This is a genomic window from Devosia sp., from assembly GCF_041917035.1.
GTDB lineage: Bacteria > Pseudomonadota > Alphaproteobacteria > Rhizobiales > Devosiaceae > Devosia_A.
Genome location: NZ_JAYRYM010000046.1, coordinates 1 through 19,854, shown reverse-complemented (window position 1 = coordinate 19,854; position 19,854 = coordinate 1). Strand labels below are relative to the sequence as shown.

Here is a 19,854-nt window from a genome sequence, read left to right as displayed (position 1 = left end):
TCGCCGTCGATGACCAGGGTCGCGGGCAGAGCGTGCAGCCAGTCGCGCCGCTCGGCATCGAGTTGGTTCGCCACGAACCGGTCGACCTTGTCCATGCTGTCGGGCGTCCTCTCGACCAGCCAGCGGTCGTGATTGCCCCTGATGGTCGGATAGTTCCGTTCCCGCAGCCGATCGAGCGTTCCGAGCGGATCGAGCGGGCCGCTCAGGAGGTCGCCCAGATTGACCGTGGCATCCACGCCGACATGAGCGATATCGGCCTCGACGGCTTCAAGGGCCAGGCGGTTGCCGTGAATATCGGAGATCACTGCCAGTTTCATCGCATCAGGGTCCCCGACAATTGCGGCGAGCCGAAGGATGGCCTCTACAGGTCCCTCGGCAGGGGCCACCCGGTCGAAACGGCCTCTGCCCAGTTCTCGTAGCCATTGTCGCGGGCCTGCCGCGCGGCCCCGTCGTGATCGTAGGGTATGGCCCTCAGGCTTACCGACCAGTCGCCATCCCGACGCTCAACTATTGCGTAGCGAGAATCGGTCGATCCCATCGCCATCGGCAGGCCGACACTTCCTGGATTGACGACGAGCCGCCGGTCGGCAAGCCGAAGTGTCCGCGGGATGTGGCTGTGACCACAAAGCAGGACCGGGAAGGGGAATCCGCTGGCCTCCGCCTCGATCGACTCGCGGGAACGGTGGAAGAGCTTGCCGTCCGGGCCCACCCCGTCCAGCCACAAGGTATTGTCGTCACGCGGGGTGCCATGACAGAGGAACACCTCGTCGCCCAGCGTGGCCGTCGCCGGGATACCGGCCAGCCAGGCCGCCTGTCGCTCATCGAGCAGGCTGCGAGCGAGTGCATCGATGGCCCAGTCGTCCGCGCGCCCATCGGTGATGAACCGGTCGTGATTGCCGCGAACCGAGACCAGGCCCAGTTCGATGAAGCGGTCTGCCACGCCACACGGATCGAAAGGACCGCTGACGAAATCGCCCAGGACTACTGTCTGTTCGGCGCGCTGGCGCGCGATGTCCTCGAGCACGGCATCCAGCGCGTGGAGGTTGCCGTGAACATCGGAAATAACCGCCAGCCTCACTTCGAACCGAGCGCCTCCACGGCCGCCTTCAGCTCCTTGATCTCGGCGCTTTGCGCCATCACCAGTTCGCGCAGCGCGTCGTAGTCCTCGCGCTTGACCAGATCCATGTCGTTGACCAGTCGCTCAAGCTGGGACTTGACCGCCGTCTCGATTTCGCGCCGCACCCCGTCCGCGACCCCTGCGGCGTTGTTCATGAGCTTACCCAGCTCGTCGAAAAGCTTGCTACCCTGGGTCATCGAACGTCCTCGCTGTTGCGTCTGGCTGCTATTTAGGCCGCGCCATCCGGCTTGACCAGTGCGGGCGGCAGCCTAAAAGGTCTCCGCAGACCAGATGGAGGGCGGTGTGCCTTTTCCGAACATCGACCCAGTCGCCTTTGCCATCGGCCCGTTCGTCGTCCGCTGGTACGCTCTCGCCTACCTCGGCGGCGTGCTGCTCGGAGCGGCGTATGGCGCTACCCTTCTCGCCCGGCACGCACTGTGGAGGGACAACCGCGCCCCCTTTCCACCCCCGGCGATCTGGGACTTCGCCTTCTGGGCCGTTCTGGGCATCGTGCTCGGCGGTCGCCTGGGCTACGTGTTGTTCTACAACCTGCCCCACTATCTCTCGGACCCCGCCCAGATCATCGCCCTGTGGGACGGAGGCATGAGCTACCATGGCGGTATGCTTGGCATCATGCTGGCGATGGCGTTGTTCACGCGCCACCACAAGGGCAGCATCCTTTCCGCCATGGACCTGCTGGGGGCGATCGGAACAATCGGGCTGTTCCTCGGTCGCATCGCCAACTTCATCAATGCCGAACTCTATGGCGCGCCGACCACGTTGCCGTGGGGCGTCGTCTTCCCGACCGATCCCGATCAGGTGCCGAGGCACCCCAGCCAGCTCTATGAGGCCGCGCTGGAGGGGCTGCTGCTCTTCGCGATGCTGCGCTTCGCGACCAACCACACGCGCGCCCTCAAGCATCCTGGCCTGGTCGCCGGGCTGTTCGGCATCGGCTATGGGGTGTCGCGCATCCTGGTCGAGTTTTTCCGCCTGCCCGACATCCAGATCGGGTACCTGTTCGGCGGCTGGCTGACCATGGGCATGGTGCTCAGCCTGCCCGTCCTGCTGGCCGGCATCGCCCTCGTCTACTGCTCCCTGAGGCCGGCCCGTTGACCGATCCCCTCTCCCTCGGCGACCTCATCGATCGGCAGATTGTCCACCACGGACCAATGTCGATTGCCACCTACATGGGACTCTGCCTGACGCACCCGAGGTCGGGCTATTACTCCGGTACCGATCCACTCGGCGCCGGCGGCGACTTCATCACCGCGCCTGAGATCAGTCAGATGTTCGGTGAGCTGATCGGCTTCTTCGTCGTCAATCTCTGGCAGCAACTGGGCCAGCCGAAGAGCTTCACCCTGCTGGAACTAGGCCCGGGCCGCGGCACCCTGATGCAGGATGCGCTGCGTGTCGCCGCCCGCGCCGAGGGCTTCCTTGACGCCTGCCACCTGCAACTCTTCGAGGCCAACCCCGCGCTGCGCGCATTGCAGCGCGAACGACTCGGGCAACACAGTCCGTACTGGTCGGACGAAATCGACGCCGTCGCCGACGACCCGCTGATCGTGGTCGCCAACGAGTTCTTCGATGCCCTTCCCATCCGCCAGTTCGTCAGGGTCGGGGACAATTGGCACGAGCGCCAGGTCGGATTGATCGATGGCCGGCGGGTCCTGGGCCTCTCGCCCACCCCCTTGCCCGCTGCTGCCATGCCGGAGGCCGTCCGCAACGCCGCGGCAGGTGAAGTCTACGAGGCCAACCTCGCCGCCGCCGACGTTATGCAGCGCCTCGCACGCCGGATCGCGACGCACACCGGTGCCGTGCTCGCCATCGACTACGGGTACGACCGGACACAAACCGGCGAGACCCTGCAGGCCGTTCAAAACCACGGTTTTGCCGACCCGCTCGCGGAACCCGGTGCGGCAGATCTCTCCGCCCATGTCGATTTCGCCGCCCTCGGACGCGTTGCCCGGGCCGAGGGCCTGTCGGTCGCGCCGGTGGCGACACAGCGCGATTTCCTCGGCCGCCTGGGCATCGTCGAACGCGCCTCGGCCCTCGCCCGGGCCAATCCCGGGCAGTCCGACGTCCTTGCCTCGGCCTTGCATCGCCTCACCGACTCCGGCCAGATGGGCACGCTGTTCAAGGTCCTGTGCGTCCATAGCGATGGCCTGGAGCCCATCGGATTCAGCTGATGACAATTCCCTTTGAGCAAAGCCGCTCCCTCGCCCGCCTGCCGGGCATCCGACACGGGTTTTTCGGGCGACGTGGCGGCACTTCGACCGGGCTCTACGCCTCGCTGAACGCCTCGGAAGCCAGCGAGGACAGGCCGTCCAGCGTTGCTCGCAACCGCGCCGACATTGCCGCCCTGCTCGGCTTCGCCCCGGAAGCGCTGGTGGGGCTGCGGCAGGTTCACTCGGCTACCGTCCTCGAGGTCACGCGCCGCCCTGCAGCGGGCGAGCGGCCCGAGGCCGACGCCGTGGTTACCCGCGTGCCCGGCCTCGCCCTGGGCATCCTCACCGCAGATTGCACGCCGATCCTGTTCGCCGACGCCGAGGCGGGCGTGGTGGGCGCCGCGCATGCCGGCTGGAAGGGCGCCGTCGGGGGGATCGCCGAGGCGACGGTTGCGGCCATGGTCGATCTTGGCGCACGCTCGGACCGGATCGTTGCGGCGATCGGGCCGACGATTTCACTTCCCAACTATGAGGTCGGACCGGAATTTGCCGCGAACCTGCTCCGCGAGCATCGCGACGCCGAGAATCGGATTGCGCGATCCGGCGGCGGGCGCGAGCACTTCGATCTTCCCGGGTTCCTCTTCGACCACCTGATGGCGGCCGGTGTCGGCATTGTCGACGACCTGAAGCTTTGCACCTACGCCGAGCCCAAGAAATACTATTCCCACCGCTATGCCACGCATCAGGGCGCCGTGGCAGGTCGGCAACTGAGCGTCATCGGAATGGCTCTCGAAGCCTAGCGGGAGGATTCCGCGGGCCATCCCCCACAAGGCGCATTGCGCCTGGCCGCGGCGACAGCTAAAGACCCGCCAACCGGAGCCTGCGCCTTCCGCGCGGCCCGCCGCGGAGCGCGCTTGTGAAACTCGTCACCGGCAATTCCAATCCTGCCCTGGCCGAAGCCGTCGCCGATTACCTCGAGGTCCCTCTCACCGACTGCACGGTGAAGCGCTTCAACGACAAGGAGATCTTCGTCGAGATCCACGAGAACGTGCGCGGCGAGGATGTCTTCATCCTGCAGTCCACTTCGTTCCCGGCCAATGACAACCTGATGGAACTGCTGATTCTGTCGGACGCGCTTCGTCGCTCCTCGGCCCGCCGCATCACCGCGGTGATCCCCTATTTCGGCTACGCCAGGCAGGATCGCAAATCCGCCTCACGCACCCCGATTTCGGCCAAGCTGGTGGCTAACCTGATCACCGAGGCCGGGGTCAACCGCGTCATAACGCTCGACCTGCACGCCGCGCAGATCCAGGGGTTCTTCGATATCCCGACCGACAACCTCTACGGCGCGCCGGTGATGGTACGAGACATCCAGGAACGCTACACCAATGGCGTCATGATCGTGTCGCCCGACGTCGGCGGCGTGGCCCGCGCCCGGGCGACCGCGCAGCGGATCAATGCCGACCTCGCCATCGTCGACAAACGCCGTCCGCGCGCCGGAGTGTCCGAGGTGATGAACATCATCGGCGACGTCGCGGGTCATGCCTGCATCCTCATCGACGATATTGTCGATTCGGGAGGGACGCTGGTCAACGCGGCCGAGGCCCTGCTCAAGGCTGGTGCCACCGAGGTATCCGCCTACATCACGCATGGTGTGCTCTCGGACGGCGCCGCCGAGCGAATTGCACGCAGCAAGCTCAAGGAGCTGGTGATCAGCGATTCGATCGCGCTCACCGATGCGGTGAAGGCCGCTCCGAACATCCGTCGCATCTCGATTGCCCCGCTGATGGGCGAAGCCATCGCACGCACCGCCAGCGAACAGAGTGTTTCCAGTCTTCTCGACTGAGCCGTCATGGCCCATACTGTCGGCATTTGCCGTGCCGCGTCCAATGTTGCGCCGCGGACTTACCTGATACTGACCGTCCCGCCAATATCTTCGGATTGCCATGTCTGTTCAGTATTCCAGCCTGCTGCTGAGCTTTCTGACGGCCCCCTCCCTGCTACTGGGCGGTTCCGTTGGCCTTCTGACGATCCTGCCCAGCGTTGCTCTGCTGCTCTTCCTGGGAGGCGTTGCGCTGGCCATCGCCTGGCGTGAGAAGCAGGTCGTCTGGCTGCTGCCCCCCTTGCTCGCCTCGCTGGCCGCGCCGCTGGTCCTGGAATTCGCCGACGGTGCGATGGGCTGGTTCGGCATGCTGTTTGCGCTGACGATCGGCCTCGTCGGCCTCGTCGTCTGGATCGGCATGGTGGCGGGCAACGCAACCCGGCGAACGCCGGTGGTCCTCGCCGGCCTTTCGCTCCTCGCCTTCCCCGCCTATGCGGGGCTGTTCCGCGTCGCCGTGACCTGGGGCGGCACCTGAAGGGCGCCGCGGATGCACTGGGCGACCCCGGCGCCTTCATCCGCGCGCGTCTGATACTCGCCCCCGCACCCGGCTTTGCCGACATCCGGCTGTATCGTGCCCACCCCGGCAGTCGCCTGGGCGATCTTGGCTTCGGCCCCGCACCATTCTGGGCCTATGTATGGGCGGGCGGTGCGGCCCTCGCGCGTCACGTCTCTCGTCATCCCGAGTGCGTCGCTCACCGCAGGGTGCTCGACTTCGGCTGCGGATCCGGGCTCGTCGCCATCGCAGCGGCCGGCGCCGGCGCCGGGGTATGGGCCACGGACAGCGATCCTCTCGCTCGCGCCGCGACCACGCTGAACGCCGAAGCCAACAGCGTCGCGCTCACGGTCGTTGCCCCCGATGACCCGACGCCCGAGCCCGAGATCGTCCTTGCCGGCGATGTCTTCTACGATCGACGGGTTGCGGGGGCGTCGCTGGCGATCCTCGACCGCTACCTTGGCAGCGGCGCGCAGGTGCTGATCGGCGATCCCGGGCGCCGTGACCTGCCACTGCACCGACTCCTGCCGCTTGCCACCTACGCGGTTCCCGAGTTCGGCATCGGTGCCGGTTCGGAGATACCTGCGACGGTCTACGCGCTGCGGCCTTGAGCTTGCCGGCCTGGTCGCTGTTGACGTATACGTCAACGATCATGAACCCCATCACAGCCGACCGCCGTCACTTCGAGGATCTCGCGTTGGGGGAGCGCATCGAGCTCGACGCGATCACCGTGACGCGGGAGATGATCATCGAGTTCGCCACCGAGTTCGATCCTCTGCCCTTCCATCTCGACGAGGAGGCGGCACGCAAGTCGCTCCTGGGCGGGCTCGCCTCATCAGGCTGGCAGACCGCCGGACTGTCTCTGCGCATGGTCACAGAGGCCTTCCTGTCGCGCGTCGCCTCGGCTGGCGGTCTCGGCTTCTCCGACCTCAAATGGAAGCGACCGGTGATGTCGGGCGACACCATATCGGGCGCGGCGACCATTGCCGAACTGCGCCGCTCACGCGGCCACCCGCAATGGGGCATCGTGCTTATCGACTTCGACATCCGCAACCAGAAGGGCCAGCCTGTGATGAGCATGCGCCTCGCCAACCTTGTCGAGACGCGCGACCCACAGTCCGGCACCATGCCGACGCCCTCGCAGCCCTACGACGTCGAGCATGGCGGGGGTGCCACGTGACCCGTTGGTTCGAAGACATCACCATTGACGAGGCCTTCCCCCTCGGCAGCCACACCTTCGGTGCCGACGAGATCGTGCGTTTCGGCCGGCAGTATGATCCGCAGTACTTCCACCTCGATCCGGATCAGGCGAGCCACAGCCATTTCGGCGGGCTGGTTGCTTCCGGGTGGCACACCGTCGTCATCGGCCATCGCAAGATGGTCGATGCATTGGGCGCGGAGGAGGAGCGCCTGCGCGGCCTTGGCCAGGAGCCGGGCGTCTCGGGCCCCTCTCCCGGCGTCAATCGCATGGACTTCAGGGCTCCGGTACGCCCTGGCGACACGGTGAGCTATACGCTCACCGTGACCAGCAAGCGCCCATCCAACTCCATCCCGGGCTGGGGCCTGCTGTTCAACAGCCTCGACGCCGTGAACCAGCACGGTGAGACCGTCTATCACGCCGAACTGGTCGGTTTCTCCAAGCTGCGCGACTACCGCATGCCGCTGCGCTTGCGCGTGCTCGGGGCGTTGACCAAAATCCCCGGATTGGGGAAGTTGCTCGCTCAACGGAGCTGAGTCCATGATGCGTTGCGCTGTCGCTCTTGTCGCCCTGCTCGCTGCCGGTCCGGCTTCGGCCCAGTCACTGAGCGGAGTGGGCGTTGAAGGCAACTGGGGCTGCCGCGCCAACATCGACGGAACCCGCGCCGGGCTCCTGACCATCTATGCGGGGTCCTACGGTTACGCGTCGGCGAACTTCAACAGTGCCGCCTCGGGAACAGGCACGGTCGAGATGGCCAGCAACGGCGTCACCTTCCTCGACGGCAATCTGCTGCAGGGTGCTGGAATCACGATGGCGATTCTGACGTTCGACGAGCAGGGACGCGATATTCTGCAGCTCTTCACGCCCGACAAGAACGTCCTCACCTGTACCCCGCGAGGGTAGGCCGTCCGCAAGAAAAAAGCCCCGCGATGCGGGGCTTTGGCGGCTCTGCTGCGTGCTCAGTGGCGCGCGGACATCTCATAGCGGTGGTAGTAGGCCGGGCTCTGCAGCTTGTCGAGCTCGCGCTCGAGACGCTCGCCTTCGTCATACTCCACGCGTCCGAACCGAAACGCCGTGACGATCTCGGAGACGCGCGCCGAACGACGCCGAAAGTCCAGATCGCCCTCTCCATCGAAGCGGCGGCAGTTTACCGGAGGCCAACCATCCATTTGTGCTAGTCCCGCATGTCTCAACACGAGGGAGGATAAGCATTTGAGGTTAGGTGACGTTGAGCGCTCGTTTAGAATTCGGAGAGAGAACGAGCGGGGCCGCGCGCGGCTATACCGTTCGCGACAGTGAGCCTGACCGGCGTGCAATGAACCCGATCTGGCTCAGAGGTCCTCGCGCCGCGTCTTGCCGATCATGTAGCCGACGCCGCGCACGGTCTGGATCAACGATGGCTCGCCCGGAAGGTCGATCTTGGCCCGCAGGTAGCGCACATAGACGTCCACGATCTTGGTGCCCGGATCGTAGCCGTAATCCCATACCCCGTTGAGCAGGCGCTCCCGGCTGACCACCTTGCCGGCGTTCGTCATGAGGAACCGCAAGAGCTCGAACTCACGGGGTGTCAGCGATATGTCCCGCCCTGCCCTGCTGACCCGGCGCGATTGCGGATCGAGCATCAGCCCGCCGATGTGCAACTCCGACTCGACATCGGGCGCCGCATGCCGACGCTTCAGGGCGTGGAGTCTCGCGAGCAACTCCTCGAAGGCAAACGGCTTCGTAAGGTAGTCATCCGCCCCACCCCGCAGTCCCTCGACCTTGTCACGAAGCGAGTCCTTGGCGGTCAGCATCAGGATCATCGCAGGCGAGTGCTCCTCGCGCAGCAAACGTGCGATCTCCAGGCCATCCACATAGGGCAGCATGCGATCGAGGATGACCAGCTCGAACTCACCGCTGCGAGCCCGCTCGAGCCCGTCGCGGCCATCCAGTTCCACGGTGACCCGGTACCCCTCGGCCGACAGGCCGCGATCCAGGAAAGCCGCAATCCGCCGATCGTCCTCGATGACCAGGGTCTTCATTTCGCTGGTGCCTCGCAAGGCAGAACAACTCTCAATGCCGCTCCACCTTCCGGCCGGTTCTCGAGCCACAAACGCCCCCCGTGCTGCTCGACGATCTCCCGCGCGATCGACAGACCGATGCCGATGCCGCGATTCTGCATTTCTTTCTCCGCGCGGCCACGGAAGAAGCGGTCGAAGACGTGCGGCAGTTCGTCCTCCGGAACTCCCGGACCGTCGTCCATGATGGCGATCGCGATGTGGTCGCCGTCGCGTTCGGCCGAGAGCGCGATCCGTCCACCGGGAGGGGAATGCTTGACGGCATTGTCGATGCCGATCAGCAGGGCACGCTTCAGTCGCCGTCCATCGCCGTTGACCAGCGCCGGCCCCGACCCGACATGCGTGGCGACCGTCACCTCGCGGGGCTCGGCCAGGACGGCCCCCTCCTCGGCCGCTGCCCCGATCAGCTCGTCGATCCGCAGGGCCGTCGGCGAGAACGGCAAGTCGTTCGGATCCGTGCGGGCGAGCGCGAGCATGTCTTCGAGCAGCTCTGCCATTTCCTCGGCCTGGGCCTGCACCCGCTCGAGCGCCAGACGCATTTCACTGCCATCCCCTTCGGAGCGCAGGGCCACATCGGCCTCGCCCCGCAAGATGGTCAGGGGGGTGCGCAGTTCGTGGCTCACGTCGGTGAGGAACTGGGTATGCTGCACCTCGGACTCGCTGAGGCGCTGCTGGGCGGCACGCAGCGCCGCGGCCGCGGCGTCGGCCTGCCTGGCAAGCCCGGCCGAAGCGCGACGCGCCCCCCAGGCGAGCGCGATGCCCAGGCACAGGGCAGCCACGAGCGCCGCGGCACCTAATACCCCGCCGAGGACCATGAATTGCTGCCGGCTCTCGGTGGCCGCCGCGACGACACGGGCAGTCTGACTGCGCTCGCCGAGGATGTCTGCGTCGATGAGCGGCTGCAACTCGTTGGTCAGCCGAAAGGACACATCCGTCCGGAACATGGCGATGGCCTCGTCCGTCGCCCCATCCCGAAGCAGGACCAGGGCCCGTGCCGTCGAACGATCGATCGCATGGTACAGCTCCGTCATGCGCCGAGCATTGTCGAGCGTATGGAGTTCGTCATCGACCGCGCCCCGCCCCGACAACCTTTCGATCTCGGCGCGTGTCACCTGGGACAGCCGGGCGAAGTGCCGCTCGAGGGCGACCCGCGTCGACTGCAGGTCGGCCAGGTCCTCGCGCCTGGTCAGCAGCACGACTGCCACCTGCTCGCCGTAGTGATTGGCTGCGCCGTCGATACCGGCAAGGACCTCGAGCCGCCTCTGCAGCCCGTCAAGGCGTTCGGCCATCCGCTGCGACTCGCTTAGCGCCATATAGGCGAGGCCGATGCCGGCCAGCACCGCCAGCACGGCTACTGCCGTCAACGCACCCACCAGCCAGCGAAAGCCTTGCAAAGCAGCACTCCTCGCGATTGACCCTAGCACTAATTGCGTGACTGGGAAGCTGCGGGCGCGCGAGCCGCGACCGCAGGGAGTTTTGTTTCGCTGCGTTTCCGCTGCCGGAGCCGCAATGCCGGGACACGGCCCCGCGCAGGGCTTAACGCCCAGTTAAGGAACTGGGCGCGACCTGCCTCTTGCGGCCGGCATTCGGCCGACAAAGGAGGTCAACATGTCCATCAGTGCGGTGGGCGGCACGTCGCCGATGCGGTCGTTCCAGCCACCCAGTTTCAGTACGATCGACAGCGACGCGAGCGGCGGCATCTCGCTCGACGAGATGAAGACGGCGGCGCCTGGCAGCGCGGCCGATGCCAGGAGCGCCGAGCGGGCCGAGCGGTTGTTCAGCGCCATGGACGCAGATGGCGACGGGTCGGTCACCAACGACGAGAAGGACGCCTTCGACAGCCAGATCGCAGAGCAGCGCCAGGCCATGCAGTTCATGACCCAACTGCTGGCCGGAGACCAGCCGCCCAGCAATGGCGACGTCTTCGCCGCGACTGACGCGGACGGCTCGGAGACAGTCTCTTTCGAGGAGTTCTCCGCGAGCGACTCGGCGGCAAGTCTCAGCGACGACGCGTTGCAGGCGCTGTACTCGATAATCGATGCCGATGGTGACGGAGCGGTCACCGAGGCCGAGTCGTCCGACTTTCTCGATGACCTGAAGTCCAGCCTGGCCGAGGGCGGACCGGGTGGTCCTCCACCTGGCGGCGGTCCCGGCGGGCCGAACGGACCCGGCGGCCCCCCACCTGGCGGTCGTCCGCCACAGGGCGACGAGAAGGACGAAGAGGAGGACTCCGACTCGCTGGCTCTCGATCTGCTCGCGGCAGCACAGAACGCCTATTCCGGGGCGAACCGGTCCGAAGATCTGCCCTCGACGCTCTCGCGGGTCTTCGAGAGCGCTGCTTGAAACCCGAGGGGGGCGGTCAAGGCCGCCCCCCGGCCGGAGGGACCGACTTCAGCCGCACGACCTGCAGCAGCCCGCCTTCCGGGCGATTGCTGATCGTGATACTGCCGCCGAACCGCTCGATGATCTCACGGGCGATGGCGAGGCCGAGACCGGCACCCCCGGAACTCTGCTTGCGGCCGGGGTTCACCCGAAAAAAGGGCTCGAACACCTGAGGGATCAGTTCTTCCGGAATGCCGGGCCCGCCATCGCTGATCTCCAGCCTTGCCTCCGCGGTGTCGTCGATCAGCGCAACCGTTGCACCACCACCATGCGTCGCCGCATTGATGATGAGGTTGCGCAGAGCGCGCCGCAGGCCGAGCGGACCGGCGACAACGGTAAGCGGCGTTGCCCCGGTCAAAACGACGGGCAGGCCGGCGGATGTGAGTTCCTCGACGGTCTCGCCCAGCAAAACGTCGAGTGCCACGGGTCGGCGGTCCTCGCCGGCGCCCTCCTCCTTGACCAGGCGGATCGCACTGTCGGCGATCGCGTCCAGCTCATCGAGGTCGTCGAGCCATGCCTGGCGGTCCTCGCTGGGAAGGAACTCGGCCCGCAGCCGCATCCGCGTCATCGGCGTTCGAAGGTCGTGGCCAGCGGCGGCCACAAGACGCATCCGGCTCTCCATCGCCGACCGCAGTCGGTCGGACAGCGCATTGAGGGCTACGGCGGTCTGGCGCGCCTCCCTTGACCCGACTTCCGGCGTATGCGGCAGGACTCCGTCGGGCCCAACTGAGGCGACGGCGTGCTCCAGCAGCGCAAATGGCCGGGTCACTCGCCGGGCCATCCACAGCGCCACCGCCACGACGCCGAGCACCACAAGGGACAGCCAGGCGCCGAGCGCGAACCAGAGTTCGCGCGGCGGGCCCATCGCCTTGGGGAAGGAGAAGAGCAGATAGCGCCCATCCTGCAGCTTCAGGGCGGCGACCGGATCGCCGAACCCGGGATCGACCACGCTGACCTGCCGGAGTTCACCCTCCGCCGCCAGAGCCCGCTGCAGCGCCTCGGTCATATCGGCCTTCAGTGTCCCGGCGGGGAGACCGGCCGCAAAGTCCGGTCGCGGCGCGCGTGGCGGGGGCGGCGGCACGTCGCGGTCACCCTCGGTGATGAACGAACTCGTGAGGGCCATGTGCCGGGCCATGGGTCCCATCAACCGGTCGCTCTCGCCAGACGCAAGCATCATTGCCGTGGCGATCGTGGCGACGACAACCACTGCGACGATCGAGACGACCAGGATCGCGGCGATCTTCAGCCCAAGTCCGCGCATCTAGGCCGTCTTGTCGCTTTGCACCGCGACGGTCAGTTGGTACCCCCCGTTACGCACGGTCTTGAAAAGCACCTCGTCGGTCACTGTACCGAGCTTTCGGCGAAGGCGGCTCACCAGCACGTCGATCGAGCGGTCGAGCGGCCCCGCCTCCCTCCCTTGCGAGTGATCCAGCAACTGCTCGCGCGACAAGACCCGGCCGGGGCGATCGAGAAAGACGCGCAGCAATTCGAACTCGGCCCCCGTCAGTTCGACGTCGGTGCCCCCGGCCGTGAGGACCCGGCGGGTAGACGCATCGGCCACGAATCCAGCGAAGCGGTACGCCGTGCCGGCGCGGCCTGCCTCAACCCTGGCCAGCCCCGACCGGCGAAGCACAGCGCGCAGTCTCGCCACCAGTTCCCGCGGATTGAACGGCTTGCCCAGATAGTCGTCCGCGCCGATCTCGAGGCCGATGATCCGGTCGACCTCCTCCTTGAGGGCCGTGACCAGCACCACCGGCACATGCGGTGCCCGCTGCCGCAGATAGCGGCAGAGGTCGAGTCCCGAACCATCCGGCAAGAGGACATCGAGCACCACGATGTCGAGCTTCTCAATGGTCACCCGCTCGATGAATTCGTGCTTGGTGCCAGCCAGCGAGACGCGGAACCCCTGCTCCCTCAGATAGCGGCCAAGCAGCTTGCGGATTTCCTGATCGTCATCAACGACAAGAACATGAGGTGTGGTCGACATGCGGCGAACATCCCCCGCAGGCGGGGCGATGGCAAGCGCTCGACCCCCGCATATTGCTGCCGAACGTCGCCTGCCAGGTCACGGCAACGTTCGGCAATATGCGAACGCCTTGCTCAATGGCCCTCGAAGTCGATCAGCTTGAACACCTCGACACCGACGTGACGCAGTTTCTCGGCCCCGCCCAGATCGAACAGGTCGATAACAAACCCGCTATGAGATACCTCCGCGCCGGTCCGACGGAGCAGGGTCACCGCGGCGAGCGCCGTCCCGCCGGTGGCGATGAGATCGTCGACCAGCAGGACCTTGTCGCCCGGTCCGACGACGTCGGCGTGGATCTCGATGGTGTCGACGCCGTATTCGAGGGCGTAGTTCTGCCCGATCGTCTCGCCCGGCAGCTTGCCCTTCTTGCGCACCGGAATGAAGCCGACACCCAGGGCAATGGCCACACCTGCGCCGAAGATGAACCCGCGCGCCTCGATGCCCGCGACATGGCTGATGCCGAGATGGCGGTGTGCTTCGGCGAGGCGCTCGACGCTCTCGCGAAAGCCCGCCGGGTTTTCGATCAGTGTGGTGATGTCACGAAACAGAATACCCTTCTTGGGGTAATCAGGAATGGCGCGAACGAGCGCCTTGAGATCGAGCATTGGAATCCGCCCCGGTTACCGGCGGAGGTGAGCGGAGATTGCGTTCGGGGTCAAGACCGATCCGGCCGGCCCGTCGAACGGGCCTTGTCGACGACGGCGCGCGCCATCCGGCCTGCATCGTAGGCCGTCGAAAGCGCCGCTTCCCGCGCCTTGGCCCGCACCGCCGGAGACAGCAGCACCGGAGCGAGCGCCACCCCGGCCCGCACGGCGGGACTGCGGACCACAGCCTTGGCGATGTTCGCCGCAGCAAGAGCTGTTCGCAGGATCGACATCCTCATACCTCCGGGCCGTTGGCGGCAATTTACCCCATTCTCGAGCAGAACGGCAAGCAATCGCCGACACCCGACGATAGCCCAGAGACGACAGAGGGGGCCATCGGCCCCCTCGTAGACTGGCGAAACGCGACGAACGGACCTAGTGCTCGACCTTCGACCACAACCGCCGCTTGACCGCATACATCAGACCGGCGAACAGGATCAGGAAGACGATGACCTGGAGCCCCGCCTCCTTGCGTGCAACGAGGTGCGGTTCTGCGACCCACATCAGGAACGCCGAGACGTCTCGGGCGTACTGATCGGCGGTCTCCGGTACGACCACTCCGCCCTCCGACTCGCCGTACGTGACGACGCCGTCGCTGAGCGGCGGCGCCATGCCGATGGCGTGCCCAGGGAAGTAGTCGTTGTAGTACTTGCCCTCGGGCAGCTGGAACGGCTTGCCCTCGGCATCTACGGCGTGCTCGGGCACCTCTTCGTGGTATCCCGTCAGCAGGGCGTGGATGTAGTCCGGGCCGCCTTCCGCGTAGGGCGTGATGTAGTTGAGAAGCCACCAGGGGAACGGCTGCGAGGTGTTGCGCGCCTTGGCGATCACCGAGAAGTCCGGCGGCACGATGCCGAACGCAGCGACGAGATCGGCGTCGGCCTGCCCCGTACCCGGCCAGCGATCGGCGGCAACTCCCGGACGCACGCCACCCTCGGCCTCCGCATCCGCGATCTCGTACTCGGCGGCGAGTGCCTTCACCTGCGCCTCGCTGAACTCGGGCCCGCCGTGCTCGCCCAGATTGCGGAACGCCAGCAGTCGCGCACTGTGGCAGCCCGCGCAGACCTCCCGGAACACCTGGAAGCCGCGCTGCAGCTGGTTCTTGTCATAGGTGCCGAAAATGCCGGCGAAGCTCCACTGTTGCTTCTGGATTTCCGGCGTCGAGTGCGCGTCCGCCGCCACCACCGGGGTTACTGCCAGTGCGATCGCCACCGCCAGTGCGCCGAAAAGGCTTCTTGTCTTGCTCATTGTCGTTCGGCCCCGGATGTCAGTGCGCTGCGGCGGCAGGAGACCCGCCGGCCGACTTCTTGAGAACGGATTCGGAGATCGACTCCGGCAGTGCGCGCGGCGTCTCAAGGCGTCCGAGCAACGGCAGGATGACGAGGAAGTACAGGAAGTAGTACGCCGTGCACAGCTTGGAGAAGTCGGCGACCGTGAGACCAAGGACACTGGAATCCGCAGGCGACGCGCCGAGATAGGCCAGCATCACGAAGTTGACGACAAACAGCCAGTAGAACCACTTGAAGATTGGCCGGAACGTTCCGGACCGAACCTTCGAGGTATCGAGCCAGGGCAGGAAGAACAGGATCAGAATGGAACCGCCGAAGGCAATGACACCGCCGAGCTTGCTGTCGATGAACAGCACGCTGAAGTCGATGGCGCGCAGGATGGCGTAGAACGGCAGGAAGTACCACTCCGGCACGATATGGGCCGGCGTCACGAGGCTGTTGGCCTGGATGTAGTTATCCGCGTGCCCCAGGATATCCGGAGCGAAGTAGACGAACCAGGCGAACGGGATGAAGAAGACCACGATCGCGAACAGGTCCTTCATCGTGTAGTAGGGATGGAACGGAACCGTGTCGCGCTTGGACTTGACCTCGACCCCGATCGGGTTGCTGTTGCCCGGAATGTGCAGCGCCCAGATATGCAGGGCGACCACCGCGGCAATCACGAACGGCAGCAGGTAGTGCAGCGAGAAGAAGCGGTTGAGCGTCGCGTTGTCGACGGTGAAGCCGCCGCGCAGCAGGAGCAGGATCGGCTCGCCAACGATCGGTATGGCGGCGAAGATGTTGGTGATCACCTGCGCGGCCCAGTAGCTCATCTGGCCCCAGGGCAGCACGTAGCCCATGAAGGCCGTAGCCATCATCAGCACGAAGATCAGGACGCCGAGAATCCACAGCACCTCGCGCGGCGCCTTGTAAGAGCCGAAGTAGAGCCCGCGGAAGATGTGCAGGTAGACGGCGGCAAAGAACATCGAGGCGCCCACCGCATGGACCGCCTGGATGATGCGGCCGCCATTCACGTCGCGCCGGATATGCTCGAGAGAGTCGAAGGCCATCGCCACGTTTGGCGTGTAGTGCATGGCGAGCACGATGCCGGTGACGATCTGCACCACCAGCATCACGGCAAGAATGCCGCCGAAGGTCCACCAGTAGTTGAGATTCTTCGGCGTCGGATAGTCCATCAGGTGCTCCTTGGAGAACCTGATGATCGGAAGGCGATCGTCGAGCCACTTCTCGACGGGATTGCCGGGGGTATAGCTGGATTCGTGGCTGGCCATTCTCAGTTGCCCCTCAGCCGATCTTCACTTGCGTATCGGAAATGAACTCATAGGGCGGCAACACCAGATTGGTGGGTGCCGGACCCTTGCGGATGCGCCCCGCCGTATCGAACTGCGACCCGTGGCACGGACAGAGCCAGCCGCCGAACTCTCCCGCCTCACCCACCGGGATGCAGCCGAGATGGGTGCAGGTGGCGATCATGATCAGCCACTGCTCATGGCCTTCCTTGACACGCTGGGCATCCGTCTGGGGATCCTTGAGGTCCGAAAGCGGCACGGCCTTCGCTTCCTCGATCTCGGTCGCGGTGCGGTGGCGGATGAACACCGGCATGCCGCGCCACTTGACGGTCACCGACTGGCCTTCCTCGACGCCGGAAAGGTCGAACTCGGCACTGGCCAGCGCCAGCACGGAAGCATCGGGGTTGAGCTGGTTGATCAACGGCCAGACCGCGCCTGCAACGCCCACCGCGCCGACGGCGCCCGCTGCAACATAAAGGAAATCGCGCCGCCCGGGATTCGGGGCGTCTTGATGTGCCGTACTGGATTGCGTTGCCAAGGTAAGCTTCCGTCTCTTGTGCCTTGATCACCGCCCGAGTGGCCGGCCGCAGTCGCCCGCGCAACCATAGCCGACCCCGCCCTCAACGGCGCGTGATTTGGCCGCTCTTTTGGCACTCTCCACTGTGCTTGTCCAGCCGCGCGCAAGGTGACTTTCCCCCGCTGCGACACTATAGCAGCCGCCATGCCGGCCCGGCAGGAGGAGGCGTGAATCACCATCGAACTGGCCCTCTATCAGCCCGACATCGCGCAGAACACCGGCACCCTGCTCAGGCTCGGCGCCTGCCTCGGGGTCACGCTGCACATCATTCACCCCACCGGCTTTCCGTTCTCGCCCCGCGCCGTCAAGCGCGGCGCACTCGACTACCTAGAGCACGCCCGCTTCGCCGAGCACGACAGCTACGACCACTTCGATGCCTGGCGCCGCGCAGCGGGTCGGCGTCTGGTGCTGCTGACCACCAAGGCCAGCCTCTCGGTCTACGATGCTCAGTACGCAGCCGACGACGTGATCCTGCTCGGGCGCGAGAGCGCCGGCGTGCCCGACGTGGTAGCCGGGCACGCGGATCTGCGCGTGCGAATCCCGATGCGACAAGAAATGCGGTCGCTCAACGTGGCCGTGGCCGGCAGCCTTGTGCTAGGAGAGGCGCTCCGTCAGACTAACGTTTTTGCAGGCCTCTCATGACCTTACCTGTTGATATTGACTCAAGGAAGCAACGCGCGGCCGACTGGTTCCGCGATTTTCGCAGCCAGCTCTGCGAGGCCCTCGATCGGCTGGAGGCCGAGGTCACGGGCCCCCATGCAGACCGACCGGCGGGGAGATTCGTGATCACCCCATGGGATCGGGAGGCCGGCGGCGGCGGCGAGATGGGCATGCTGCACGGGCGGGTGTTCGAGAAGGCGGGGGTGCACGTCTCGGTGGTCCACGGCCGCTTCAGCGAGGAATTCGCCCGCCAGATGCCGCACACCGAGGCGGGCGCCGAATTCTGGAGCGCCGGGGTATCGGTGATCATCCATCCATGGAACCCGAATGTGCCGGCCGCTCACATGAACACGCGCATGATCGTCACCGGCAACTGGTGGTTCGGCGGCGGCGGCGACCTGACGCCGGTGCTCGACCGCCGCCGCACGCAGGAGGACCCCGACTCTCGCGACTTCCACGCGGCCTACCGGAAGGCCTGCGAAACGCACGGCGCCGACTACCCCCGCTACAGGAAGTGGTGCGACGACTACTTCTATCTGCCGCATCGCAAGGAGCCGCGCGGCGTTGGCGGCATCTTCTACGACAACCACAATTCCGGCGACTGGGAGGCTGACTTCGCCTTCACCCAGGATGTCGGCCGGGCCTTTCTCGACGTCTACCCGCGACTCGTGCGGCGCAACTTCGAGACGCCGTGGACCGAGGCCGACCGCGATGAGCAACTGATCCGCCGCGGCCGCTATGTCGAGTTCAACCTGCTCTATGACCGGGGCACGACATTCGGCCTGAAGACAGGGGGCAACGTCACCTCGATCCTGTCGTCAATGCCCCCATCGGTGAAGTGGCCCTGAGCCCGGGCCACGCCGGCGCCCCAATGTGCTGCCATCCTTCGTCCGTTAGGAAGAAGGAGGACACGCCATGAAGACCTTTGCATGCGGAACCCTCGTTCCCGGCTGCACCTGGCATACCTCGGCCGAGGATATGTCCGAGGTGGTCCGCAGGGCCGCAGAACACCTGCGCATCGCTCACGATGAGCAGGAGGTGCGGCCCGGCCTGATCGAGCAGATCAAGGCACGCGTCGAGGACGTCGAGGCGATCCGGCCACAGCGCTAGATTCGCACCGCGGCAAGCAGAGCGGCCCGGTCGAGCGTGAAGGTGCTGTCAATCCAGAGTCGCTCGAGCCGCTGGAGTTCATCCCCGAGTTGCGGACCGGGTGAGAAGCCGCGCTCGATAAGGTCCGCCCCCCCGATCGGGAATTGCCGCACGTCCAGACGCTCCAATTGCTCGCGGACGGCGAGACGTCCGGCCTCGCTCCACTGGTGCAGGACCGCTGCCACTTCCACCCCTTCGGAGAGAGCCGCCGGATACCTGTAGGCGGCCTCGTTCAGGTTGAAATCGACGAGCAGTCGCGACACGGTCAGAATGGACTCGGCCACGCGGAGATCTTCGTTGGACAGGCGCCAGTGCGCGCGCAACCAGGCTGCATCCGTCTCGGCCAGGACGATCGCGAGGCGCGCCGCCAGTTCCGTGCGGCGCGCACGGCGCTCGTACAAGTGCAACCGCTCCAGGGTGATGGGCGGCAGATCGAGAATGGACGCAGACTGCATCGCGGCCAGCGTCCTGGCGACCCTCGGCAGTGCCAGCATGCGGCGCATCTCGGTTCCGATCCGCTCGGCCGGGAGGCTGCCGAGCGAATCGGCAGCAGCGACGCACGCCTTCAGCCCTCCGGAATCGAACTGCTCCCCTCCATGGCTGGCCGTGAAGCGGAAGAACCGATAGACCCGCAGCCTGTCCTCCTCGATCCTCTGCTCGGGCCGCCCGATGAACCGCACCCGGCGGGCGAGGCAGTCCTGCAGCCCCCCGAGTGGATCGAACAGGTTGCCGTCCATCTCTGCGTAGAGTGCATTGAGGGTGAAGTCTCGGCGTGCGGCATCCTCGCGCCAGTCGGTACCGAAAGCGACGACGGCGCGACGGCCGTCCGTCTCGACGTCTCGCCGCAGCGTCGTCACCTCGGCAACCAGGTCGTCCAGCCTCAGCGTCAGGGTCCCATGCTCGATCCCCGTAGGATGGACGGCCACCCC

The 19,854-nt window shown here is 66.1% G+C and carries 27 protein-coding genes; 13 read left to right on the top strand and 14 right to left on the bottom strand.

The features are described 5' to 3' along the window. The 3 genes from ACE3TU_RS07430 to ACE3TU_RS07420 form a co-directional block, all read right to left on the bottom strand. The coding region (locus ACE3TU_RS07430) for a metallophosphoesterase (protein WP_374622193.1) at positions 1-317 on the bottom strand (317 nt) is incomplete at its 3' end. 44 nt (positions 318-361) lie between these two features. Then, positions 362-1,078: a metallophosphoesterase gene (locus ACE3TU_RS07425; protein ID WP_374622190.1), complete on the bottom strand. Its 717-nt coding sequence runs from the start codon at positions 1,076-1,078 to the stop codon at positions 362-364. Then, positions 1,075-1,314 carry an accessory factor UbiK family protein gene (locus ACE3TU_RS07420; RefSeq protein WP_374622187.1) on the bottom strand — a complete coding sequence of 80 codons (240 nt, stop codon included), beginning with the start codon at positions 1,312-1,314 and terminating at the stop codon, positions 1,075-1,077. Before ACE3TU_RS07420 ends, ACE3TU_RS07425 begins: the two co-directional genes overlap by 4 nt. A 94-nt stretch (positions 1,315-1,408) precedes the next feature. Between ACE3TU_RS07420 and lgt the strand changes: the two genes are divergently transcribed. The 9 genes from lgt (at position 1,409) to ACE3TU_RS07375 (ending at position 7,758) form a co-directional block, all read left to right on the top strand. Further along, complete coding sequence (lgt, locus tag ACE3TU_RS07415; RefSeq protein WP_374622184.1) at positions 1,409-2,230, top strand: prolipoprotein diacylglyceryl transferase; 822 nt, start codon at positions 1,409-1,411, stop codon at positions 2,228-2,230. Continuing rightward, the gene (locus ACE3TU_RS07410) at positions 2,227-3,303 is read left to right on the top strand and encodes a class I SAM-dependent methyltransferase (RefSeq protein ID WP_374622182.1); all 1,077 of its coding nucleotides are present in this window, start codon (positions 2,227-2,229) and stop codon (positions 3,301-3,303) included. The genes lgt and ACE3TU_RS07410 overlap by 4 nt, the downstream gene beginning before the upstream one ends. Then, positions 3,303-4,082, top strand: coding sequence for a peptidoglycan editing factor PgeF (gene pgeF, locus ACE3TU_RS07405; protein WP_374622179.1), 780 nt, complete (start codon positions 3,303-3,305; stop codon positions 4,080-4,082). Before ACE3TU_RS07410 ends, pgeF begins: the two co-directional genes overlap by 1 nt. Positions 4,083-4,198: 116 nt before the next feature. Continuing rightward, the gene (locus tag ACE3TU_RS07400; protein WP_374622177.1) at positions 4,199-5,128 is read left to right on the top strand and encodes a ribose-phosphate pyrophosphokinase; all 930 of its coding nucleotides are present in this window, start codon (positions 4,199-4,201) and stop codon (positions 5,126-5,128) included. A 100-nt stretch (positions 5,129-5,228) separates the two neighbouring features. Continuing rightward, complete coding sequence (locus tag ACE3TU_RS07395) at positions 5,229-5,639, top strand: hypothetical protein (RefSeq protein ID WP_374622174.1); 411 nt, start codon at positions 5,229-5,231, stop codon at positions 5,637-5,639. Further along, on the top strand, positions 5,624-6,268 hold the full coding sequence (locus ACE3TU_RS07390; protein WP_374622198.1) for a methyltransferase: 645 nt from the start codon (positions 5,624-5,626) through the stop codon (positions 6,266-6,268). The genes ACE3TU_RS07395 and ACE3TU_RS07390 overlap by 16 nt, the downstream gene beginning before the upstream one ends. 41 nt (positions 6,269-6,309) lie before the next feature. Then, positions 6,310-6,837 (top strand): MaoC family dehydratase, encoded by a 528-nt coding sequence (locus ACE3TU_RS07385; protein WP_374622172.1) that lies wholly within the window; start codon positions 6,310-6,312, stop codon positions 6,835-6,837. After that, positions 6,834-7,391, top strand: coding sequence for a MaoC family dehydratase (locus ACE3TU_RS07380; RefSeq protein ID WP_374622170.1), 558 nt, complete (start codon positions 6,834-6,836; stop codon positions 7,389-7,391). The genes ACE3TU_RS07385 and ACE3TU_RS07380 overlap by 4 nt, the downstream gene beginning before the upstream one ends. Before the next feature lie 4 nt (positions 7,392-7,395). Further along, positions 7,396-7,758, top strand: coding sequence for a hypothetical protein (locus tag ACE3TU_RS07375; RefSeq protein WP_374622168.1), 363 nt, complete (start codon positions 7,396-7,398; stop codon positions 7,756-7,758). Between the two features lie 56 nt (positions 7,759-7,814). On the opposite strand, the gene ACE3TU_RS07370 is transcribed toward ACE3TU_RS07375, so the two are convergent. From ACE3TU_RS07370 to ACE3TU_RS07360, 3 genes are all read right to left on the bottom strand, one after another. Further along, positions 7,815-8,024 carry a hypothetical protein gene (locus ACE3TU_RS07370; protein ID WP_374622166.1) on the bottom strand — a complete coding sequence of 70 codons (210 nt, stop codon included), beginning with the start codon at positions 8,022-8,024 and terminating at the stop codon, positions 7,815-7,817. 162 nt (positions 8,025-8,186) lie between these two features. Next, a complete protein-coding gene (locus ACE3TU_RS07365) occupies positions 8,187-8,876 on the bottom strand; it encodes a response regulator transcription factor (protein WP_374622164.1) in 690 nt (229 codons plus the stop codon). Next, complete coding sequence (locus ACE3TU_RS07360; protein ID WP_374622162.1) at positions 8,873-10,306, bottom strand: sensor histidine kinase; 1,434 nt, start codon at positions 10,304-10,306, stop codon at positions 8,873-8,875. The genes ACE3TU_RS07365 and ACE3TU_RS07360 overlap by 4 nt, the downstream gene beginning before the upstream one ends. 214 nt (positions 10,307-10,520) lie before the next feature. On the opposite strand from ACE3TU_RS07360, the gene ACE3TU_RS07355 reads away from it, so the two are divergent. Next, complete coding sequence (locus tag ACE3TU_RS07355) at positions 10,521-11,255, top strand: EF-hand domain-containing protein (protein WP_374622159.1); 735 nt, start codon at positions 10,521-10,523, stop codon at positions 11,253-11,255. Between the two features lie 16 nt (positions 11,256-11,271). Here ACE3TU_RS07355 and ACE3TU_RS07350 read toward each other — a convergent pair whose 3' ends face one another. The 7 genes from ACE3TU_RS07350 to petA all read right to left on the bottom strand — a co-directional run bounded on the left by ACE3TU_RS07350 (position 11,272) and on the right by petA (position 17,077). After that, positions 11,272-12,555 (bottom strand): ATP-binding protein, encoded by a 1,284-nt coding sequence (locus tag ACE3TU_RS07350; RefSeq protein ID WP_374622157.1) that lies wholly within the window; start codon positions 12,553-12,555, stop codon positions 11,272-11,274. Then, positions 12,556-13,281: a response regulator transcription factor gene (locus tag ACE3TU_RS07345; protein ID WP_374622155.1), complete on the bottom strand. Its 726-nt coding sequence runs from the start codon at positions 13,279-13,281 to the stop codon at positions 12,556-12,558. A gap of 113 nt (positions 13,282-13,394) precedes the next feature. Next, on the bottom strand, positions 13,395-13,925 hold the full coding sequence (locus ACE3TU_RS07340; RefSeq protein WP_374622153.1) for an adenine phosphoribosyltransferase: 531 nt from the start codon (positions 13,923-13,925) through the stop codon (positions 13,395-13,397). 50 nt (positions 13,926-13,975) lie between these two features. Further along, the gene (locus ACE3TU_RS07335) at positions 13,976-14,197 is read right to left on the bottom strand and encodes a hypothetical protein (protein ID WP_374622150.1); all 222 of its coding nucleotides are present in this window, start codon (positions 14,195-14,197) and stop codon (positions 13,976-13,978) included. A gap of 142 nt (positions 14,198-14,339) precedes the next feature. Then, positions 14,340-15,209: a cytochrome c1 gene (locus ACE3TU_RS07330; RefSeq protein ID WP_374622148.1), complete on the bottom strand. Its 870-nt coding sequence runs from the start codon at positions 15,207-15,209 to the stop codon at positions 14,340-14,342. A 19-nt stretch (positions 15,210-15,228) separates the two neighbouring features. Beyond that, the gene (locus ACE3TU_RS07325) at positions 15,229-16,521 is read right to left on the bottom strand and encodes a cytochrome bc complex cytochrome b subunit (RefSeq protein WP_374622146.1); all 1,293 of its coding nucleotides are present in this window, start codon (positions 16,519-16,521) and stop codon (positions 15,229-15,231) included. A 13-nt stretch (positions 16,522-16,534) separates the two neighbouring features. Further along, positions 16,535-17,077, bottom strand: coding sequence for a ubiquinol-cytochrome c reductase iron-sulfur subunit (gene petA / locus ACE3TU_RS07320; protein WP_374622144.1), 543 nt, complete (start codon positions 17,075-17,077; stop codon positions 16,535-16,537). Positions 17,078-17,287: 210 nt separating this feature from the next. On the opposite strand from petA, the gene ACE3TU_RS07315 reads away from it, so the two are divergent. The 3 genes from ACE3TU_RS07315 to ACE3TU_RS07305 all read left to right on the top strand — a co-directional run bounded on the left by ACE3TU_RS07315 (position 17,288) and on the right by ACE3TU_RS07305 (position 18,886). Then, positions 17,288-17,758 (top strand): tRNA (cytidine(34)-2'-O)-methyltransferase, encoded by a 471-nt coding sequence (locus tag ACE3TU_RS07315; protein ID WP_374622195.1) that lies wholly within the window; start codon positions 17,288-17,290, stop codon positions 17,756-17,758. After that, positions 17,755-18,624 carry an oxygen-dependent coproporphyrinogen oxidase gene (gene hemF / locus ACE3TU_RS07310; RefSeq protein WP_374622142.1) on the top strand — a complete coding sequence of 290 codons (870 nt, stop codon included), beginning with the start codon at positions 17,755-17,757 and terminating at the stop codon, positions 18,622-18,624. The genes ACE3TU_RS07315 and hemF overlap by 4 nt, the downstream gene beginning before the upstream one ends. 67 nt (positions 18,625-18,691) lie before the next feature. Beyond that, positions 18,692-18,886 carry a DUF1059 domain-containing protein gene (locus ACE3TU_RS07305; RefSeq protein WP_374622140.1) on the top strand — a complete coding sequence of 65 codons (195 nt, stop codon included), beginning with the start codon at positions 18,692-18,694 and terminating at the stop codon, positions 18,884-18,886. Here the strand turns inward: ACE3TU_RS07305 and ACE3TU_RS07300 are convergent. Then, positions 18,883-19,854, bottom strand: a 972-nt coding sequence (locus tag ACE3TU_RS07300; protein WP_374622138.1) for a CCA tRNA nucleotidyltransferase, incomplete at its 5' end; no start/stop codon positions are given. The genes ACE3TU_RS07305 and ACE3TU_RS07300 overlap by 4 nt on opposite strands.

Bases quoted from the DNA above. Each gene is read 5' to 3' on its own strand.
- ACE3TU_RS07420 (WP_374622187.1), bottom strand. From the start codon at position 1,314: ATGACCCAGGGTAGCAAGCTTTTCGACGAGCTGGGTAAGCTCATGAAC.
- lgt (WP_374622184.1), top strand. From the start codon at position 1,409: ATGGAGGGCGGTGTGCCTTTTCCGAACATCGACCCAGTCGCCTTTGCC.
- pgeF (WP_374622179.1), top strand. From the start codon at position 3,303: ATGACAATTCCCTTTGAGCAAAGCCGCTCCCTCGCCCGCCTGCCGGGC.
- ACE3TU_RS07395 (WP_374622174.1), top strand. From the start codon at position 5,229: ATGTCTGTTCAGTATTCCAGCCTGCTGCTGAGCTTTCTGACGGCCCCC.
- ACE3TU_RS07385 (WP_374622172.1), top strand. From the start codon at position 6,310: ATGAACCCCATCACAGCCGACCGCCGTCACTTCGAGGATCTCGCGTTG.
- ACE3TU_RS07375 (WP_374622168.1), top strand. From the start codon at position 7,396: ATGATGCGTTGCGCTGTCGCTCTTGTCGCCCTGCTCGCTGCCGGTCCG.
- ACE3TU_RS07370 (WP_374622166.1), bottom strand. From the start codon at position 8,024: ATGGATGGTTGGCCTCCGGTAAACTGCCGCCGCTTCGATGGAGAGGGC.
- ACE3TU_RS07365 (WP_374622164.1), bottom strand. From the start codon at position 8,876: ATGAAGACCCTGGTCATCGAGGACGATCGGCGGATTGCGGCTTTCCTG.
- ACE3TU_RS07355 (WP_374622159.1), top strand. From the start codon at position 10,521: ATGTCCATCAGTGCGGTGGGCGGCACGTCGCCGATGCGGTCGTTCCAG.
- ACE3TU_RS07350 (WP_374622157.1), bottom strand. From the start codon at position 12,555: ATGCGCGGACTTGGGCTGAAGATCGCCGCGATCCTGGTCGTCTCGATC.
- ACE3TU_RS07345 (WP_374622155.1), bottom strand. From the start codon at position 13,281: ATGTCGACCACACCTCATGTTCTTGTCGTTGATGACGATCAGGAAATC.
- ACE3TU_RS07340 (WP_374622153.1), bottom strand. From the start codon at position 13,925: ATGCTCGATCTCAAGGCGCTCGTTCGCGCCATTCCTGATTACCCCAAG.
- ACE3TU_RS07335 (WP_374622150.1), bottom strand. From the start codon at position 14,197: ATGTCGATCCTGCGAACAGCTCTTGCTGCGGCGAACATCGCCAAGGCT.
- ACE3TU_RS07330 (WP_374622148.1), bottom strand. From the start codon at position 15,209: ATGAGCAAGACAAGAAGCCTTTTCGGCGCACTGGCGGTGGCGATCGCA.
- ACE3TU_RS07325 (WP_374622146.1), bottom strand. From the start codon at position 16,521: ATGGCCAGCCACGAATCCAGCTATACCCCCGGCAATCCCGTCGAGAAG.
- hemF (WP_374622142.1), top strand. From the start codon at position 17,755: ATGACCTTACCTGTTGATATTGACTCAAGGAAGCAACGCGCGGCCGAC.
- ACE3TU_RS07305 (WP_374622140.1), top strand. From the start codon at position 18,692: ATGAAGACCTTTGCATGCGGAACCCTCGTTCCCGGCTGCACCTGGCAT.